Below are 16883 nucleotides of genomic sequence, written 5' to 3' on the forward strand. Positions count from 1 at the left end.
CGCGCCCGCGACGAGGCCGGCACTGGCTACAGATCAGCCGCGGGCTTTATCGATGATCTCGATGTACTCAGGGGCATTGCGCTGGTCGGCAATTTGCTCGACGAAGGTCTTGCCGTGCTCGTCCTTGCCATCCAGGTCCAGGCCAGCCTCGACGAAGAAGCCTACAAAGCGCTCAAAGTCGTCCACGCGCAGGCCACGGTAAGCCTTGACCAGCTTGTGCAGCGACGGCGAAGTCACACCATCGGCCGGCTCGAACTGAAGGAACGACTTGATGTAGTCGTCGCTGATTTCGTCACCGATTACCTGTTTCTTGTCTTTACGCATTGCCGACTCCAACTGGACCATCACGGAATTTCGAAGGCCGGCAGTTTACCCCCCGCAGGCTTCGCGCCTCAACGCGTACGTACCGTCCCGGTGTGCAGGTCGGCCCAGATATGGCCGTTGCCGTAAGTCAGAAACTGCACGTACAGGGTTTCGTTACGCAGCAGGTCCATGACCACCCGGTAGTTGCTGACTGGGTAATTCAGGCTCAAGGTGCGGGTTTTAGCGTCATACACAGGCTTTTTCAGGCTTTTGGCCGCTTCACCATCGAACGTCAGCAGCACCTGGGCAATGGTTGCGCCCTTGCTCAGCGGCTTGCCCTTCAGGCGCACCTGCAACGACGATGTGATCGGAATCGGCTGCTGATCGGACTGGCGCTGGGCCCCTACGACCACCGAATAGTCAGTCACTTGCAGCAATTGCTGGCTGGTCGGCGCTTCCTGGCGCAGGGACTGGTCATCAGATGGCAGGAACTGACTGTGCAGCGGTGCGGCAGCGAGCGGCAGGCTGACCGCCAGCAGGAGGGGAAGAATCGCACGCATGTGAGGCTCCTTGTATGAAGGAGCACTCTAGCATGCCGGGTGCAGCCGATATCAATCGAACTGCGCGCGCATCCAGGCCTGGTAATCGGCCACGCCGGCTTCACCCTCGCGCGGCGCCCAGTGTGCGTGCTCGCCCTCGCTCACTGGTCGGTATGGCCCAGCCTTGCACTCGAACAGGATGCTGTCGGGCTCCAGCACCACCAAGCCATGGTAGGTACCAGGCGCCAGATCCACACCCAGACAGTCGCCACCGGCCTGCAGCACCCGCTTGTCTGCAACCGTGCCCTGTTCATCGAAGATCAGCAGGCCAAAGCACCCCTTGAGTGCTATCAAGGTTTCAGCCTTGTCGGCGCTCACATGGCGATGCGGCGGAATGTAGGTGCTTGGTTGCAGCCCGACCGCCATGCGATGGCAGGGCTCTTCCATTTCGTGGAAGGTGTGATGCTGCCGCCCGCGCGGGTTGGCTGCGGCCTTTTCGGCCAGCCCGACGAACAGCGATTGGTCGATGAACGCAGGCTGGCGCACGGTTACAGCCCCTTTACGGCGAAGATGCCGTTAGCATTGCGCCAGTACCCTTTGTAGTCCATGCCGTAACCGAAGATATAGCGATCGACACAAGGCAGGCCCACATAGTTGGCCTTGAGGTCAGGGCTTGCCTTGCGGTCGTGATCCTTGTCGATCAGCACAGCGGTGTACACCGAGCGGGCGCCGGCATGCTTGCAAAACTCGATGATGGCGCTGAGGGTGTGGCCTTCGTCGAGGATATCGTCAACGATCAACACGTCACGGTCGATGAAGGACACTTCCGGCTTGGCCTTCCAGAAAAGCTCGCCGCCGCTGGTCTGGTTGCGGTAGCGGGTAGCGTGCAGGTAGGAGGCTTCCAGCGGGAACTGCAGGTGAGTCAGCAGTTTGCCGGAGAAGATCAGGCCACCATTCATCACGCAGAACACAACCGGGTTCTTGTCGTGCAGGTCCTTGCAGATCTGTTCGCCGACTTTGGCGATGGCCGCTTCGACTTCGGCTTCGGTGTACAGGCAGTCAGCTTCATGCATGACTTGACGGATATGCTCGAGATCGGCGGACATGGCGCGCTCCGGGGGGCATTTTGGAAAAGCGGGCAAAGGTACGCATCCGCTCGTCACAGATCAAGCATTTATGGACTAACGTCCAGAATGACCAGACGACAGCACAGGCTGAATAGATTAATCTAGCGCGGTTTTTTTGCCCGCCTTTCGGAGCCCTCCCCTATGCCCACTCGTGAGATCCGCCATCCGCTGATCCGCCACAAGCTTGGCCTGATGCGCCGTGCCGATATCAGCACCAAAAATTTTCGCGAACTCGCCCAGGAAGTCGGCGCGCTCCTGACGTATGAAGCCACCCAGGACCTGCCCCTCGAAACCTACGAGATCGACGGCTGGTGTGGCAAGGTCTCGGTTGAAAAAATCGCCGGCAAGAAGATCACCGTAGTACCGATCCTGCGCGCCGGCATCGGCATGCTCGACGGCGTGCTCAGCCTGATCCCGGGTGCCAAGGTCAGCGCCGTCGGCGTTGCCCGAAACGAAGAAACCCTCGAAGCCCACACCTACCTGGAAAAGCTCGCGCCGGACATCAACCAGCGCCTGGCCCTGATCATCGACCCGATGCTGGCCACCGGCGGCTCGATGGTTGCCACCATCGACCTGCTGAAAAAGGCCGGCTGCAAAGAGATTCGCGCCATGGTGCTGGTCGCCGCACCAGAAGGCATCGAGGTGGTGGAAAAAGCCCACCCGGACGTGAAGATCTACACCGCCTCGATCGACCAGCGCCTGAACGAGCACGGCTACATCGTGCCAGGCCTGGGTGATGCCGGTGACAAGATCTTCGGCACCAAGCAAAAGGACGCCTGACCATGCAGGACGGCTTCAACGACCCGCTCTGGCGCCAGGTCGTTTCGGGCGCGCAGATGCTCTTCGTGGCATTCGGCGCGCTGGTGCTGATGCCCCTGATCACCGGCCTCGACCCGAACGTCGCGCTGTTCACCGCCGGCATCGGCACCCTGCTGTTCCAGCTGGTCACCGGCCGGCAGGTACCGGTGTTCCTGGCCTCGAGCTTTGCCTTCATCACGCCGATCATCCTCGCCAAAGGCCAGTTCGGCCTGGCCGAGACCATGGGCGGCGTGATGGCTGCCGGCTTCGTGTACACCTTCATGGGCCTGATGGTAAAAATCAAAGGCACCGGTTTCATCGACCGCATGCTACCGCCGGTGGTGATCGGCCCGGTGATCATCTCCATCGGCCTGGCCATGGCACCGATCGCCGCCAACATGGCGATGGGCAAAGGTGGGGACGGTACAGTGCTGATGCCATACAAGACGGCCATGCTGATCTCGATGCCAGCGCTGCTGACAACCTTGATCGTTGCCGTATTCGGCAAGGGCATTTTCCGCCTGGTGCCTATCATCTCCGGCGTGCTGGTGGGCTTTGCCCTGTCGTTCGCCTTTGGCGTGGTCGACACCGCCAGGATCGCTGCCGCACCGTGGCTGGAAATCCCCAATTTCACCGCCCCTGCGTTCAACTGGCAGGCCATTCTGTTCATCGTCCCGGTTGCGCTGGCGCCGGCGATCGAGCATATCGGCGGGGTGATCGCAGTGGGCAGCGTGACCGGCCGTGACTACCTGAAAAAGCCTGGCCTGCACCGGACATTGCTGGGCGACGGCCTGGCGACTACTGCAGCCGGCCTGTTCGGCGGCCCGCCCAACACCACCTATGCCGAAGTGACCGGCGCGGTGATGCTGACCAAGAACTACAACCCGAAGATCATGACCTGGGCAGCGGTCTTCGCCATTACCCTGGCGTTCATCGGCAAGTTCGGCGCGCTGCTGCAGAGCATCCCGGTGCCGGTGATGGGCGGCATTCTGTGCCTGCTGTTCGGCTCGATTGCAGCGGTGGGCATGAACACCATGATCCGCCACAAGATTGACCTGGGCGAAGCACGCAACCTGGTGATCGTCTCGGTGACACTGGTGTTCGGTATCGGCGGCGTGCTGATCGGCAGCGGTGACGGCCCGGATGACTGGGGCCTGAAGGGCATCGCCCTGTGCGCCATTGTGGCTATTGCGCTGAACCTGATTCTGCCGGGTAATGACAGCTGGAAGCACAAGAAGCTGGATGTGTAAACGGTCGGTAGGGGCCGCAAGGCGGCCCCTTCGATTCAGGCCTTTTCACACATATCAGCCAACACCCTCACCCACTCCGGGTGATCATTCAGGCACGGCACCAGCACCAGCTCCCGGCCACCCGCCTCGACAAACTGCTCGCTGCCACGCATGCCTATCTCTTCCAGCGTCTCGATGCAATCCGCCACAAACGCCGGGCACATCACCAGCAGCTTCTTCACACCGGCCTTGGCCAGTTCATCCAACCGCGTCTCGGTGTAGGGTTCGATCCACTTGTCCCGGCCCAGTCGCGACTGGAACGATACCGACCACTTGCCATCAGGTATGCCCATTTTCTGCGCAAAGGCTTTGGCCGTAGCCAGGCATTGCCCGCGATAGCAAACCGAACGTACTTCGGCGGTTGCACCGTGGCAGCAATCGGCAGCACGCAGGTCGTGCTTGACCCCTTTCGGAAACAGCTTTTTCAGGTGCCGCTCCGGCAAACCATGGAAGCTCAGCAGCAGGTGGTCGTAACCCGTCTCAAGGTACGGCCGGGCACTGGCAGCCAGTGCCTCGATGTACGCCGGGTGCTCGTAGAACGGCTGCAGCACACGCATCTGCAACGGCAACTGGCGCTCGCTGACCGTCTGTTTTGCCAGCTCGACCACCGTGGTCACCGTGCTGTCGGCGAACTGTGGATAAAGCGGCGCCAAAGTCACCTTGCGCACACCTTGGGCGGCCAGCCGCTCCAACACATCAGGCAACGCTGGCTGGCCGTAGCGCATGGCAATTTCCACTGGGCCATGGGGCCAGTGCTCGACCATCGCTGCCTGCAGGCGACGGGTCAGCACAACCAGAGGCGAGCCCTCCTCCCACCATATCGAAGCGTAGGCGTGTGCCGACTGCTCTGGCCGCTTGATCAGGATCAGCGACACCAGCAAGCGCCGCACCGGCCACGGCAGGTCGACCACGTACGGGTCCATGAGGAACTGGTTGAGGTAACGGCGCACATCGGCTACCGAGGTGGAGGCCGGGGAACCCAGGTTGACCAGCAGCAGGGCGTGATCGGTCATGCAGCGTCCTATGTCAGAGGCGACTGGACAGGTTGTCCAGCGCCGATTGCAGATCGTTGAAGCGGAAGGTGAAGCCGGCTTCCAGCAAGCGTACCGGGCGCGCCCGCTGGCCTCCCAGCAGCAAGGTGGACATCTCGCCAAACCCGGCCTTGAGCAGCAATGCCGGCACTGGCAACAGCGCCGGCCGATGCAGGGCGCGGCCCAGTCGCCTGGCAAACTCACGGTTGCGCACCGGCTCCGGCGCGCAGGCATTATAAGGACCGCTGGCATCCTTGTGCTGCAAGAGAAAATCAATCAGGGCGACCTGGTCGTCTATATGAACCCAGGGCATCCACTGCCGCCCATTGCCCAAAGGCCCGCCCACCCCCAGCTTGAAGGGTATGCGCAGGCGCGACAAAAAGCCGCCATCGCTGGCCAGCACCAGGCCAGTACGGACCAGTACCACGCGGATCCCCTGCGCTTGCGAACGCTGGGCGGTCTCTTCCCAGGCAATGCACAACTGGCTGGCGAAATCTTCACGCACCGGGGGTGAAGCCTCGGTCAGTTCGCGTTCGCCACCGTCTCCGTACCAACCTACCGCAGAGCCGGAGATCAACACCTCCGGGCGCTGCTCACGGGTGCCCAACCAAGCCAGCAATTGCTCGGTAAGGGTGACACGGCTGGCCCACAGCACATTGCGCCGGGCGGCCGTCCAGGGCCTGTCGGCAATCGGCGCACCCGCAAGGTTGACCACCGCATCAAGATGATCGTCGGCCTCCAACTGCTCCAGGCGCGCGATACCGCGCACCCCGCTACCACAGATTTTTGCCACCTGTTCAGGACGCCTGCTCCAAACCGTAAGCCGATGCCCTTGGCCCAGCCAGTACTGGCACAGATGCTTGCCAATCAAACCGGTGCCACCTGTCAGCAATATATGCATGGCTGTGTCCTCGCAGAATGCGTCGGTGGTCTATTTTTAACAGCAAGGCACTTTTTTGACCCGACGCTCTCGGATAAACATAGGCCAACCTGCCCGCTAACACGGAATAACCTTATACAGAATTTTTGCATTGTACAGGTTTGCCTGACAGCGTAGTCTGCTCACAGCAAGGTTTGAAGAGGCCATCATGACAATACCTATCGCTATCATCGGGGCCGGCATCGCCGGTTTGTCAGCCGCCCAGGCTTTGCAAAAGGCCGGGCAATCCGTGCACTTGTTCGACAAAGGCCACGGCAGTGGCGGGCGCATGGCCAGCAAGCGCAGCGAAGCCGGCGCGCTCGACCTGGGCGCACAGTACTTCACTGCCCGTGACCGACGCTTTGTCGATCAGGTGCAGCAATGGGTGGCCGCCGGCTGGGCCGAACAATGGAAGCCTCAACTGTATAACTACCGTGACGGCGAACTCACCCCTTCCCCTGACGAGCAGACGCGCTGGGTAGGCGTGCCACGCATGAGCGCCATTACCCGCGGCTTGCTCAAGGACGTCACGGTCAACTTCGGCTGCCGCATAGCGGAAGTGTTTCGCGGCAAGCAGTACTGGCACCTGCAAGATACCGAAGGTTGCAGCCACGGCCCCTACAGCCGTGTGGTCATCGCCGTACCGGCACCGCAGGCCACGCCACTTCTGGCCGCCACACCGAAGCTGGCGGCCGTGGCCGCTGGCGTGCAAATGGAACCTACCTGGGCCGTGGCCCTCGCCTTCCAGGCACCGCTGGATACGCCAATGCAAGGCTGCTTCGTGCAGGACAACCCGCTGGACTGGCTGGCCCGCAATCGCAGCAAGCCCGGCCGCGACGAGCACCTGGACACCTGGGTACTGCACGCGACGTCAGACTGGAGCCGCCAACACATCGACCTGCCCAAAGAAGTAGTGATCGAACAGTTGTGGGGCGAATTCGCCGAACTGGTCGGCTGCGTGGTACCACCGCCCACCTTCGCCCTGGCCCACCGCTGGCTCTATGCCCGCCCCAGTAGCAACCATGAGTGGGGCGCACTGGCCGATGCCGACCAGGGCTTGTACGCCTGTGGGGATTGGTGCCTGTCCGGCCGCGTCGAGGGCGCATGGCTCAGTGGCCAGGAAGCGGCGCGGCGCTTGCTCGAACACCTTGAGTGATGCCGAACTATACAAAAATACTAGTTTGCATAACTTCAGCGCTGTGCTGAAATAAACCTGTACAAGTTTCGAGTCACGTACAGGTTTATTTTCGGAGGCAGCCATGCACGACCCTTCCGCCCACCGCAAGCCGCGTATCGCCATCAGCGCCTGCCTGACCGGGCACAGCGTGCGCTACAACGGCGGCCACAAGGCCTCCGACCTGTGCCGTAAACAGCTGGAACAGCACTTCGACTGGCTACCTGTGTGTCCGGAAGTGGCAATCGGCCTGGGTGTTCCGCGCGACCCGATTCGCCTGGTCGGCAACCCCGAGCAACCCGAAGTGGTCGGCACCCGCGACCCCGGCAAGGACCTGACCGACCCGCTGCGCACCTATGGCGAGCAGATGGCCAACGAACTTGACGACATCTGCGGCTACATCTTCATGCAGAAGTCACCTTCTTGCGGCCTGGAACGGGTAAAGGTTTATCAGGACAATGGCCACCCGGCCGTGCATGGTGGGCGCGGCGTCTATGCCCAGGCTTTCTGTGCATTGCGCCCGGACCTGCCAGTAGAGGAAGAAGGCCGCCTGCATGACCCCGTGCTGCGCGAGAACTTCATAAGCCGCGTTTACGCCTACGCCGACTGGCAGCGCCTGCTGGCCGAGGGCCTGAACCGTGGCGCGCTGGTACGCTTTCATTCGCGCTACAAGTATTTGCTGATGGCCAATAACCCCCAGGCCTATCGCACCCTCGGCCGCCTGCTTGGCAGCATGAGCAAGGCTGATGAACCACAGAGCATCGGCCCGCGCTATTTCAGCCAGCTGATGCAAGCCCTGCGCCGCTGCGCGAGCCGCGGCACCCACAGTAACGTGCTGCAGCACCTGAGCGGTTACTTCAAGGATGCCCTGACGCAGCAGGACAAGGCCGAGTTGCAGGCAGTCATCGGCCAATACCAACAAGGCGTGGTACCACTGGTAGTGCCACTGACCTTGCTCAAACACCATTTGCGCAAGCACCCAGACCCCTACCTGCAGCAACAAGCCTACCTGCAGCCGCACCCCGAGAGCCTGGGCTTGCGCAATGCGGTCTGAGGACTTGCTGCCCATCGGCGAACTTGCCCGTCGCACCGGCGTAAACCCGGTCACCCTGCGCGCCTGGGAGCGCCGGTATGGGTTGCTCAAGCCACAGCGCACCGCCAAGGGGCATCGCCTGTACCCACTTGAGCAGGTCGAACGCGTCGAGGCGGTCCTGGCTTGGCTGCAGCGTGGCGCGTCGGTCGGCCAAGTCCGCGAGTTGCTCGACAAACCCGCCAGCACCCCACCGAAGGGGGACTGGCAAGCCAGGCAATTCCAGCTGATCGAAGCCATCGCCGGCCTTTCACAGCGCGCCCTCGACCAGCAACTTAACCAGGCCATGGCGCTGTACCCGGCAGTCACCCTGTGCGAACAACTGCTGCTGCCGCTGCTCGACATGCTCGACCAGCGCTGGCGCAATTACTTCAACGCTCGGCTGGAGCAGGTCTTTTTCCACAGCTGGCTGCGCAGCAAGCTCGGTGCCCGCGTGTACCACGACAACCAGCTGCTGCAAGGGCCCGCCGTGCTGCTGGCCGAAGACAGCGAACGCACCTTCAGCCCAGACTTATGGTTGTGCGCCTGGCTGCTCACCAGCAATGGCTTCCCGGTCGAGGTGCTCGAGCAGCCCGTCGCAGGCCCGCAATTGCTAAGCGCCGTCAACGCGCTCAAACCACGCGCCTTACTCCTGCACTTGGGCCCACGCATCGACGACAAGGCGTTGCTGCGCACCCTGCAAGGCTTACCAATCCCCAAGCTGTTGGGTGGTGCCACGCTGGCGCTGCATGAAGCCCGCTTGAAGGCTTTTGAGCTACCCGACCTTTTCCTGTTCGACACCCCGCAGGCGGCATTGCGCGTGCTTCAAGCCCATGATCGACAGCCTGTAGAGATAAATGCCCCATGCACCTGACCTGGCTGCGCAGCGACCTGCGTATCGATGACAACACTGCACTCAGCGCCTCCACCGAGCGCGGCCCGACCATCGCCCTGTGGCTGGTCAGCCCCGGACAATGGCAAGCCCATGACGATGCCGCCTGCAAAGTCGACTTCTGGCTGCGTAACCTGCATGACCTGCGCCAATCACTGGAAAAGCTGAACATCCCCCTGCTGATCCGCACAATCGATACCTGGGACCAGGCGCCACAGGCGGTGCTCGATGTCTGTCGCCAACATCAGGTGCAAAGCGTGCACTGGAACGAGGAGTACGGCATCAATGAGCAGCGCCGGGATGATGCCACCCGGGCACTGCTGGAAAAGTCGGCCATCCAGGCGCACAGCTACCTCGACCAGCTGTTCTTCCGTCCGGGCACCGTACTGACTCGCAGTGGCGATTACTTCCAGGTGTTCAGTCAGTTCAAGAAGACCTGCCTTGAGCATCTGCACCGCAGCCTGCCGGCCCTGGCACGGCGGGTGAAGCGCCAGGCCCCGCTGAACATCGGCAGCGACCCAATCCCGCAACATGTAGAGGGGTTCGGAAAAACCACGCCCGCACTGCGCGACCACTGGCCAGCAGGTGAGGCTGAGGCACAGTCCCGTCTGTCACGCTTCCTGGACGAAACCATCGACGACTACCACCACTTGCGCGACTTACCTGCCAAGCCCGGCACCAGCCAGCTTTCCCCCTACCTGGCCGCCGGCGTGATTTCGCCCCGCCAATGCTTGCACGGTGCACTGGCCAGCAACCGGGGCGAGTTCGACAGTGGCAGCATGGGCGTGCAGACCTGGATAAACGAGCTACTCTGGCGGGAGTTCTACAAGCACATCCTGAGCGGTTATCCACAGGTCTCGCGCCACCGCGCCTTCCGCGCCCAAACCGAAGCCTTGCCCTGGCGTGACGCCCCGGCAGACCTGGAGGCCTGGGAGCAGGGCCGCACCGGCTTCCCGATCATCGATGCCGCCATGCGCCAGTTGCTGCACACCGGGTGGATGCACAACCGCTTGCGCATGATCGTGGCCATGTTCCTCAGCAAGAACCTGCTGATTGACTGGCGCAAGGGCGAGCGACACTTCATGCGAAACCTGATAGACGGCGATCTGGCCGCCAACAACGGGGGTTGGCAGTGGAGTGCGTCCACCGGCACCGATGCGGTGCCCTATTTCCGTATCTTCAACCCGGTTTCGCAGTCGCAGCGCTTCGATCCTCAGGGGCATTTCATTCGCCACTGGGTACCAGAACTACAAGCACTCGATGAAAAAGCCATCCATCAGCCCATTAAATCGACGGACCTTTTCGGTAATACTTCTTACCTAAGTCCAATCGTAGATCTCAGCAGCAGTCGCCAGCGGGCCCTGGAAGCGTTCAAAGGGCTGCCACGCCGGCAGAATTAGGGGATAACGTCTTGATTAACTCACGCAGTTTCTGGGTTACGGGCGCAAGCAACGGACTTGGCTTGGCTTTGGTGGAGCGGATGCTCGATGAAGGACATCGCGTTGCCGCGAGTGGCAAGAATAGCGACGCACTGGATGCTTTGGGGGCACGCTACGGCAGCCAATTGTTGCGGTTGCCGTGGCAGTTGCATGAAGAACAACACGTCAGCCATGCGTGCCAACAAATTTGCCATGCCTGGTGTTCGCTGGACGGGCTGATCCTCAACACCGGCACCACCGATTACCTGCCAGACAATGCCAGTGACAGTGAGCTGATCGAAGCGATCGTCACTACCAACCAGCTGGCCGCAGAGCATTGCCTGAGCAAAGCGCTGCCGTTGCTGGAAAAGGGTCAGTCGCCGCAGGTGATGGCGCTTTTCAACCGCTATTCGGCGTTGCAGCTGTTTGCACCGACACAGGTGACTGCGGGCTGGAACAATTTGCCGCAATGGATGCGTGAGCAACGCAAGGCCCTTGAGGACCAAGGGGTAGCACTGACCATTGTAGGGCCACAATCGTTGAAGGTTACGCTAACGTCGGCACAGGCGATACCGGAGGCGTGGACGCCCGGCAGTGCCGCAGAGGAGTTGCTGCGGCGTTGGCCTCAGAGAGAACCCGAACTGATCCTGGAGACGCTGGACCTCAGTAGCCTGTGGCCGCTGGCGCGTTAACACCTGAAATCAGCATTACCGTCTTCGCGGGCAAGCCCGCTCCTGCAAATTACCCATACCTTGAGTGCTGTGGTATGCCGGCAGGAGCGGGCATTGCCCGCGAAGTGACGAGTGCAGGCGAACTCAGAGCGCCATTCTGTAATGCAGGCTGTAGCTTTCTACACCATCATTGGGCTCTTTGATGCCGGCATTGGAATAGTGAATCGCCCGCACCCCAATCTCATGCCCGCCGGCAAAGCGCAAACCAAAGCCGATGCGGTCCTCAAACTGGAAAGCCGAACCCAGCTCGTTGCTTTCCAGCTCGGTGCTGGAGAACGCCGCCACCCCGATGCCGGCTTCGATGTAAGGCTTCACCGACTCCCCGGCAAATTCATAGACGAACACCGGCGCGAAGGACAGGCTGTGATTGCTTGCGGTCTCGTCGCCATCCCAGTAGGTGTAGGCCCCATCCCAATAGCCGGTCAGCCGACCAACGCTGGTCTGCCACCAACTCGCATCCCAATTCGATTGCAGCCCTAGCCGGTAAACCATTGTCGAATCGCCGGTCTGCCCCACCGAAAACGAAACATCGGCAGCTTGTGCCGACATCGCTTGCCCCAAAACAAAGGCAGCAGCCGCTGCCAAGCCGAGCAGTTTCCTCATAAGAAACATCCTTCTTTCTGATGCTGTTGTTAGTGTCCGCCTCATCTCAGGCAAAGCGGTAGAAAGCAGAAGTGGAACGATAGTTCAGCCTTTTTTCACGTTTTTTTCACAACGCAAAGCTTTGCACATCGTCCGACTTATGCCACAGCACAGGTAGGATTTTTCTTAAGGCTTCTGGGTCAGCGCTTGTCCAGAAGCGTGCAGCGCCGGCCGGGCCTTCGGCCAAGAGATCACTGGCACCCAGCAGCCGTCGCAACTGACGCGCCACGGCCGCGCCGGTGTCGATGATGGCCACGTCATTCGGCACCATGCCGGCCAGCAATGGGCGAAGGAAAGGGTAATGGGTGCAGCCGAGGATCAGCGTATCGCAACCTGCTGCCAGCAGCGGCTGCACGTAACCTTGCAGCATCTGGCGCAACGCCGGACTTGCAAGGTCACCGGTTTCGATCAGTTCGACCAGCCCCGGGCAAGGCTGGGTAATAACCTGTACGTCGTTGGCGAAGCGGTCGAGCAAGGCTGCGAACTTGGCACTCTGTAGGGTACCGGTGGTGGCCAGCACGCCGACCACGCCCGAGCGTGTGGCTGCCGCTGCAGGCTTGACGGCCGGTTCCATGCCCACCAACGGCCAGGTCGGATACAACTCGCGCAGGTCGGCCACTGCCGCCACCGTGGCGGTGTTGCAGGCCAACACCATGGCCTTTGCGCCTTGCTCATGGAAGAATTCGGCAATGTGCCGGCAGCGCTCGCGGATATAGTCCGGCGACTTCTCACCGTAGGGTATATGCCCGCAGTCGGCCACATACAGCAACGTCTCGTTGGGCAGCAGGCGCTGGATCTCGGCCAGCACCGACAAACCGCCAACCCCCGAGTCCATGACGCCGACCGGCGCCGAGCGCTCAGCCATCGCGCTTGCCACAGACCGTGCACGCCGGGTCGCGCTTGACACGAAGCTCGCGGATACGGGTGCCGAGGGCATCGATCAACAGCAAGCGGCCGACCAACGGCTCACCGAAGCCAGCCAGCAGCTTCATCGCCTCCAGCGCCTGCAGGCTACCCACCAGCCCCACCAGCGGGCCAATGACGCCAGCTTCGCTGCAGGTCAGTTCGGCTTCGCTACCATGCCCGTACAGGCAGTGGTAGCACGGGCTGTAGTCGCGCCGCGGGTCGAACACCGACAGTTGACCCTCCAGACGGATTGCCGCTCCGCTGACCAGCGGCTTGCCGGCGGCGACACAGGCAGCGTTGACCGCCTCGCGGGTAGAGAAATTGTCGGAGCAGTCCAGTACCAGGTCGACTGCCGCCACCGCAGCCGTCAGCGAGTCCTCGTCCAGTGCCTGGCGGTGAGCAACCAGGCTGACTTCCGGGTTGATTGCCTGCAAGCGCTGCAAGGCAGAGTCGACCTTGCTCATGCCGACGCTGGCACTGTCGTGGATGACCTGGCGTTGCAGGTTGGTCAGGTCGACGGTGTCGAAGTCGGCCAGATGCAGCTCACCCACGCCAGCGGCGGCCAGGTACAGGGCGACTGGCGAGCCCAGGCCACCCAGCCCGATGATCAGCGCTTTGCTCTGCTTGAGCCGCAGCTGGCCATCGATGTCGATCTGGGACAGCAGCACCTGGCGGCTGTAACGCAGCAGTTCCTGATCACTCAGCATGGCAGTCGCCCCAGGGTAATGCGTTCATGGCCGCCCAGGTCCGTGCGGCTGGCCACCTCGATAAAGCCATGTTCAGCCAGCAGAGCACGTACCGCTGCCGCCTGATCGTAGCCATGTTCCAGCAGCAGCCAACCACCTGGCAACAAGTGCGCGGGGGCCTGGGCGGCGATCACGCGAAGGTCGTCCAGGCCATCGGCACCGGCCACCAGGGCACTGCTGGGCTCAAAGCGCACGTCGCCGGCCACCAGGTGCGGGTCTTCAGCGGCGATGTAGGGCGGGTTGCTGACAATGAGGTCGAAACGCTCCCCGGCCAGGCTGTCGAACCAGTGGCTTAGCCGTACCCGAGCGTTGGCCAGGCCTAACCGCTGGCGGTTGCGCTCGGCGAGGGCAGCAGCCTCCTCCACCCGGTCAACCGCTGTCACCTGCCAGGCCGGGCGTTCGCTGGCCAGCGCCAGAGCGATGGCCCCCGTACCCGTACCCAGGTCGAGAACCTTGGCTGGCGAAGCGGGTTGCAGCTCAAGCGCCGTCTCGACCAGCAGTTCGGTATCCGGCCGCGGGATCAGGGTATGCGGCGCAACCTCCAGGTCGATCTTCCAGAAGCCCTGCAGCCCAAGGATATAGGCCACTGGCTCGCCGCCACGGCGGCGCTGCAGGTAGCCGGCATAGGTCTCGGCATCTTCGCTGCTGACAATACGCTCGGGCCAGGTATGCAGGTAGCTGCGCGATTTACCGATGGCCGCAGCCAGCAGCAGTTCGGCATCCAGGCGCTCAGTGGGCGATTCAGGCAACTGCGCGTTGCGCAACAGGCTGGCGATGACAGTCATCAGTCCCCCAAGGCGGCCAGTTGATCGGCCTGGTATTCGGCCAGCAGCGGTTCGATCACCGCGTCTACGCCACCGCTGAGGATGTCGTCCAACGAATACAAGGTCAGGTTGATGCGGTGGTCGGTCACCCGCCCCTGTGGATAATTGTAGGTGCGGATGCGCTCGGAGCGGTCACCGGACCCCACCAGCAGCTTGCGCTCACTGGCAATGGCGTTCTGCGCGGCACTGGTCTGCATGTCGTTCAGCTTGGCCGACAGCCAGGACATGGCGCGGGCGCGGTTCTTGTGCTGCGAGCGCTCCTCCTGGCATTCGACCACGATACCGGTGGGCAAGTGGGTGATACGGATCGCCGAATCGGTCTTGTTGACGTGCTGGCCGCCGGCACCGGAGGCACGGTAGGTGTCCACGCGCAAGTCGGCCGGGTTGATTTCGATGGCGGCCTGCTCGTCCGGCTCGGGGAGCACCGCCACCGTGCACGCGGAAGTGTGGACACGGCCTTGGGACTCGGTCTCGGGCACACGCTGAACCCGGTGTGCACCGGACTCGAACTTGAGCTTGCCGTAGACATTCTCGCCCTCGACGCGGGCAATGATTTCCTTGTAGCCGCCGTGCTCGCCTTCGTTCTCGGACAAGATCTCCAGGCGCCAGCCGCGCTTTTCGGCGTAGCGCGAATACATGCGGAACAGGTCACCAGAGAAGATGGCTGCCTCGTCGCCACCCGTACCGGCGCGGATTTCCAGAAACACGTTGCGACCGTCGTTGGGGTCTTTGGGCAGCAGCATGCGCTGCAGCTGCGCCTCCAGCGTCAGCAGTTGCTCCTTGGCTTCACGCACCTCTTCCACGGCCATTTCACGCAGGTCCGGGTCACTGTCCTTGAGCAGCGCCTGGGCACCTTCGAGGTCATCCTGGACTTTGCGCCACTCTTTATAAGCAGCGTAGACCGGCTCTACCTCGGCATACTCGCGGGAGTAGGCGCGAAAACGCGTCTGGTCGGAAATAACCTCGGCGTCACCGAGCAGGGCGGTGAGTTCTTCGAAACGGTCCTGGAGGATTTCCAGTTTGTTCAGCAGCGACGCTTTCATTGCGGGGATTTGTCCGTGGAGCCCTCGTTGAGGGCAAAGAGTTCCTGGGCCATGGCCAGCGCATCAAGGCGGCCCTCGGCCGAGAGCTTTTTCAGCTGCACGCTGGGCGCATGCAGGAGTTTGTTGGTCAGGCCCCGGGCCAGCTGGGCCAGCACGTCTTCGGGGTTGCCGCCATTGGCCAGCAGGCGCAGGGCCTTTTGCAGTTCTTCGTCGCGAAGGCGCTCACTTTGCTGGCGATAGGCCCTGAGCACGTCCACCGCAGCCAGTTCGCGCAGGCGCAGCATGAAGTCTTCGGCGCCCACGGATACCAGCTCTTCGGCCGCCTGGGCCGCGCCCTGGCGGCTCTTGAGATTTTCCGCCACTACATCGTGCAGGTCGTCGACGGTGTACAGGTAGACATCATCCAGCTCGCCGACTTCGGTTTCGATATCGCGAGGTACAGCGATGTCGACCATGAAGATCGGCTTGTGTCGGCGCTGTTTCAGTGCGCTCTCGACCGCGCCCTTGCCCAGGATCGGCAACTGGCTGGCGGTGGAACTGATCACGATGTCACTGTTGGCCAGTTCCTGGGGGATGTCTGCCAGCAGCACGGCATGCGCACCGAACTGCTCGGCCAGGATGCTGGCGCGCTCCAGGGTGCGGTTGGCCACCACGATACGGCGTACGCCCTGCTCGTGCAGGTGGCGGGCGACCAGGGTGATGGTTTCGCCGGCACCGATCAGCAGGGCCTGGCTGCGGCCCAGGTCGGCGAAAATCTGCTTGGCCAGGCTGACCGCGGCGAACGCAACCGAAACCGGGTTTTCACCGATGGCCGTATCGGTACGCACCTGCTTGGCGGCGCTGAAGGTGGCCTGGAACAGGCGCCCAAGCAACGGCCCGACGGTACCGGCTTCGCGGGCCACGGCGTAGGCGGACTTCATCTGGCCCAGGATCTGAGGCTCGCCGAGAACCAGCGAGTCCAGGCCCGAGGCCACGCGCATCATGTGCTTCACGGCCTCGTGCTCTTCATGCACGTAGGCGCTGGCGCGCAACTCGTCGAGGCTGAGGCGGTGATAGTCGGCCAGCCACTGCAGCACGGCGTCGGCGGACAGGTGGTCCTGCTCTATATAGAGCTCACTGCGGTTGCAGGTCGACAGGATCGCCGCCTCGCGGCTGGACGTCAGTCGGCAGAGCTGCTGCAGGGCGTCTACCAGCTGCTCTGGGGTAAACGCCACGCGCTCGCGTACGTCTACCGAGGCAGTCTTATGGTTGATACCAAGTGCAAGAAAGGCCATGCAAGGTCGCTGGTTGTGACGGGAAGCCGATAATTGTCCTCTTTCGCAGGTTTCAGGACAACCACCGTTCGCTATTGTGCTGATAGTCCTGCGGCTATCGCCGCTCGCGGGCCAGCATCAACGTTGATTTCAGGTTTCACTCCCGCTTTTGATCTTCG

At 62.2% G+C, this 16883-nt stretch carries 19 protein-coding genes; 7 read left to right on the forward strand and 12 right to left on the reverse strand.

The genetic code is table 11. The features are described 5' to 3' along the window. Nucleotides 1–33: 33 nt before the first annotated feature. From ACTJJN_RS23560 to ACTJJN_RS23575, 4 genes are all read right to left on the reverse strand, one after another. Complete coding sequence (locus ACTJJN_RS23560; RefSeq protein WP_003247360.1) at nucleotides 34–324, reverse strand: PA4642 family protein; 291 nt, start codon at nucleotides 322–324, stop codon at nucleotides 34–36. 68 nt (nucleotides 325–392) lie between these two features. Next, nucleotides 393–863 carry a hypothetical protein gene (locus ACTJJN_RS23565; protein WP_440781662.1) on the reverse strand — a complete coding sequence of 157 codons (471 nt, stop codon included), beginning with the start codon at nucleotides 861–863 and terminating at the stop codon, nucleotides 393–395. Nucleotides 864–914: 51 nt separating this feature from the next. Beyond that, nucleotides 915–1388, reverse strand: coding sequence for a WbuC family cupin fold metalloprotein (locus tag ACTJJN_RS23570; RefSeq protein ID WP_088513045.1), 474 nt, complete (start codon nucleotides 1386–1388; stop codon nucleotides 915–917). Nucleotides 1389–1390: 2 nt separating this feature from the next. Continuing rightward, nucleotides 1391–1948: a hypoxanthine-guanine phosphoribosyltransferase gene (locus ACTJJN_RS23575; protein WP_010951990.1), complete on the reverse strand. Its 558-nt coding sequence runs from the start codon at nucleotides 1946–1948 to the stop codon at nucleotides 1391–1393. 162 nt (nucleotides 1949–2110) lie between these two features. Between ACTJJN_RS23575 and upp the strand changes: the two genes are divergently transcribed. Together upp and ACTJJN_RS23585 are read left to right on the forward strand one after the other, a co-directional pair. Then, complete coding sequence (upp, locus tag ACTJJN_RS23580; protein ID WP_003247366.1) at nucleotides 2111–2749, forward strand: uracil phosphoribosyltransferase; 639 nt, start codon at nucleotides 2111–2113, stop codon at nucleotides 2747–2749. Between the two features lie 2 nt (nucleotides 2750–2751). Further along, nucleotides 2752–4017, forward strand: coding sequence for a uracil-xanthine permease family protein (locus ACTJJN_RS23585; protein ID WP_440781663.1), 1266 nt, complete (start codon nucleotides 2752–2754; stop codon nucleotides 4015–4017). A gap of 35 nt (nucleotides 4018–4052) precedes the next feature. Here ACTJJN_RS23585 and hemH read toward each other — a convergent pair whose 3' ends face one another. Both hemH and ACTJJN_RS23595 read right to left on the reverse strand, forming a co-directional pair. Continuing rightward, nucleotides 4053–5069, reverse strand: coding sequence for a ferrochelatase (gene hemH, locus ACTJJN_RS23590; RefSeq protein WP_014755330.1), 1017 nt, complete (start codon nucleotides 5067–5069; stop codon nucleotides 4053–4055). Nucleotides 5070–5082: 13 nt separating this feature from the next. Continuing rightward, nucleotides 5083–5988 (reverse strand): TIGR01777 family oxidoreductase, encoded by a 906-nt coding sequence (locus ACTJJN_RS23595; RefSeq protein WP_440781664.1) that lies wholly within the window; start codon nucleotides 5986–5988, stop codon nucleotides 5083–5085. A 187-nt stretch (nucleotides 5989–6175) separates the two neighbouring features. Here ACTJJN_RS23595 and ACTJJN_RS23600 point away from each other — a divergent pair, with 187 nt between their 5' ends. From ACTJJN_RS23600 to ACTJJN_RS23620, 5 genes are all read left to right on the forward strand, one after another. After that, a complete protein-coding gene (locus ACTJJN_RS23600; RefSeq protein ID WP_012051188.1) occupies nucleotides 6176–7162 on the forward strand; it encodes an NAD(P)/FAD-dependent oxidoreductase in 987 nt (328 codons plus the stop codon). 103 nt (nucleotides 7163–7265) lie between these two features. Continuing rightward, the gene (locus ACTJJN_RS23605; RefSeq protein WP_003247377.1) at nucleotides 7266–8234 is read left to right on the forward strand and encodes a YbgA family protein; all 969 of its coding nucleotides are present in this window, start codon (nucleotides 7266–7268) and stop codon (nucleotides 8232–8234) included. Continuing rightward, nucleotides 8224–9123: a MerR family transcriptional regulator gene (locus ACTJJN_RS23610; RefSeq protein ID WP_003247379.1), complete on the forward strand. Its 900-nt coding sequence runs from the start codon at nucleotides 8224–8226 to the stop codon at nucleotides 9121–9123. Before ACTJJN_RS23605 ends, ACTJJN_RS23610 begins: the two co-directional genes overlap by 11 nt. Beyond that, entirely contained in the window at nucleotides 9114–10541 is a 1428-nt protein-coding gene (phrB, locus tag ACTJJN_RS23615; protein ID WP_004575883.1) for a deoxyribodipyrimidine photo-lyase, read from the forward strand. Before ACTJJN_RS23610 ends, phrB begins: the two co-directional genes overlap by 10 nt. An 11-nt stretch (nucleotides 10542–10552) precedes the next feature. Further along, nucleotides 10553–11251 carry an SDR family oxidoreductase gene (locus ACTJJN_RS23620; RefSeq protein WP_014755326.1) on the forward strand — a complete coding sequence of 233 codons (699 nt, stop codon included), beginning with the start codon at nucleotides 10553–10555 and terminating at the stop codon, nucleotides 11249–11251. Nucleotides 11252–11374: 123 nt separating this feature from the next. Here ACTJJN_RS23620 and ACTJJN_RS23625 read toward each other — a convergent pair whose 3' ends face one another. From ACTJJN_RS23625 to hemA, 6 genes are all read right to left on the reverse strand, one after another. Further along, on the reverse strand, nucleotides 11375–11893 hold the full coding sequence (locus tag ACTJJN_RS23625; protein WP_003247385.1) for an acyloxyacyl hydrolase: 519 nt from the start codon (nucleotides 11891–11893) through the stop codon (nucleotides 11375–11377). Between the two features lie 106 nt (nucleotides 11894–11999). After that, the gene (murI, locus tag ACTJJN_RS23630) at nucleotides 12000–12797 is read right to left on the reverse strand and encodes a glutamate racemase (RefSeq protein WP_014755325.1); all 798 of its coding nucleotides are present in this window, start codon (nucleotides 12795–12797) and stop codon (nucleotides 12000–12002) included. Further along, entirely contained in the window at nucleotides 12790–13545 is a 756-nt protein-coding gene (locus ACTJJN_RS23635; protein ID WP_014755324.1) for a molybdopterin-synthase adenylyltransferase MoeB, read from the reverse strand. Before ACTJJN_RS23635 ends, murI begins: the two co-directional genes overlap by 8 nt. Beyond that, nucleotides 13539–14369, reverse strand: coding sequence for a peptide chain release factor N(5)-glutamine methyltransferase (prmC, locus tag ACTJJN_RS23640; RefSeq protein ID WP_004575885.1), 831 nt, complete (start codon nucleotides 14367–14369; stop codon nucleotides 13539–13541). The genes ACTJJN_RS23635 and prmC overlap by 7 nt, the downstream gene beginning before the upstream one ends. Then, on the reverse strand, nucleotides 14369–15451 hold the full coding sequence (gene prfA / locus ACTJJN_RS23645; protein ID WP_003247392.1) for a peptide chain release factor 1: 1083 nt from the start codon (nucleotides 15449–15451) through the stop codon (nucleotides 14369–14371). Before prfA ends, prmC begins: the two co-directional genes overlap by 1 nt. After that, entirely contained in the window at nucleotides 15448–16725 is a 1278-nt protein-coding gene (gene hemA, locus ACTJJN_RS23650) for a glutamyl-tRNA reductase (protein ID WP_003247394.1), read from the reverse strand. The genes prfA and hemA overlap by 4 nt, the downstream gene beginning before the upstream one ends. Between the last annotated feature and the right edge of the window lie 158 nt (nucleotides 16726–16883).

The organism is Pseudomonas sp. 22515 (assembly GCF_052044625.1).
GTDB classification, from domain to species: Bacteria; Pseudomonadota; Gammaproteobacteria; order Pseudomonadales; family Pseudomonadaceae; genus Aquipseudomonas; species Aquipseudomonas alloputida.

Coding starts and splice junctions, on each gene's coding strand:
- ACTJJN_RS23560 (WP_003247360.1), bottom strand. CDS start 324: ATGCGTAAAGACAAGAAACAGGTAATCGGTGACGAAATCAGCGACGAC.
- ACTJJN_RS23565 (WP_440781662.1), bottom strand. CDS start 863: ATGCGTGCGATTCTTCCCCTCCTGCTGGCGGTCAGCCTGCCGCTCGCT.
- ACTJJN_RS23575 (WP_010951990.1), bottom strand. CDS start 1,948: ATGTCCGCCGATCTCGAGCATATCCGTCAAGTCATGCATGAAGCTGAC.
- upp (WP_003247366.1), top strand. CDS start 2,111: ATGCCCACTCGTGAGATCCGCCATCCGCTGATCCGCCACAAGCTTGGC.
- ACTJJN_RS23585 (WP_440781663.1), top strand. CDS start 2,752: ATGCAGGACGGCTTCAACGACCCGCTCTGGCGCCAGGTCGTTTCGGGC.
- hemH (WP_014755330.1), bottom strand. CDS start 5,069: ATGACCGATCACGCCCTGCTGCTGGTCAACCTGGGTTCCCCGGCCTCC.
- ACTJJN_RS23595 (WP_440781664.1), bottom strand. CDS start 5,988: ATGCATATATTGCTGACAGGTGGCACCGGTTTGATTGGCAAGCATCTG.
- ACTJJN_RS23600 (WP_012051188.1), top strand. CDS start 6,176: ATGACAATACCTATCGCTATCATCGGGGCCGGCATCGCCGGTTTGTCA.
- ACTJJN_RS23605 (WP_003247377.1), top strand. CDS start 7,266: ATGCACGACCCTTCCGCCCACCGCAAGCCGCGTATCGCCATCAGCGCC.
- ACTJJN_RS23610 (WP_003247379.1), top strand. CDS start 8,224: ATGCGGTCTGAGGACTTGCTGCCCATCGGCGAACTTGCCCGTCGCACC.
- phrB (WP_004575883.1), top strand. CDS start 9,114: ATGCACCTGACCTGGCTGCGCAGCGACCTGCGTATCGATGACAACACT.
- ACTJJN_RS23625 (WP_003247385.1), bottom strand. CDS start 11,893: ATGAGGAAACTGCTCGGCTTGGCAGCGGCTGCTGCCTTTGTTTTGGGG.
- murI (WP_014755325.1), bottom strand. CDS start 12,797: ATGGCTGAGCGCTCGGCGCCGGTCGGCGTCATGGACTCGGGGGTTGGC.
- ACTJJN_RS23635 (WP_014755324.1), bottom strand. CDS start 13,545: ATGCTGAGTGATCAGGAACTGCTGCGTTACAGCCGCCAGGTGCTGCTG.
- prmC (WP_004575885.1), bottom strand. CDS start 14,369: ATGACTGTCATCGCCAGCCTGTTGCGCAACGCGCAGTTGCCTGAATCG.
- prfA (WP_003247392.1), bottom strand. CDS start 15,451: ATGAAAGCGTCGCTGCTGAACAAACTGGAAATCCTCCAGGACCGTTTC.
- hemA (WP_003247394.1), bottom strand. CDS start 16,725: ATGGCCTTTCTTGCACTTGGTATCAACCATAAGACTGCCTCGGTAGAC.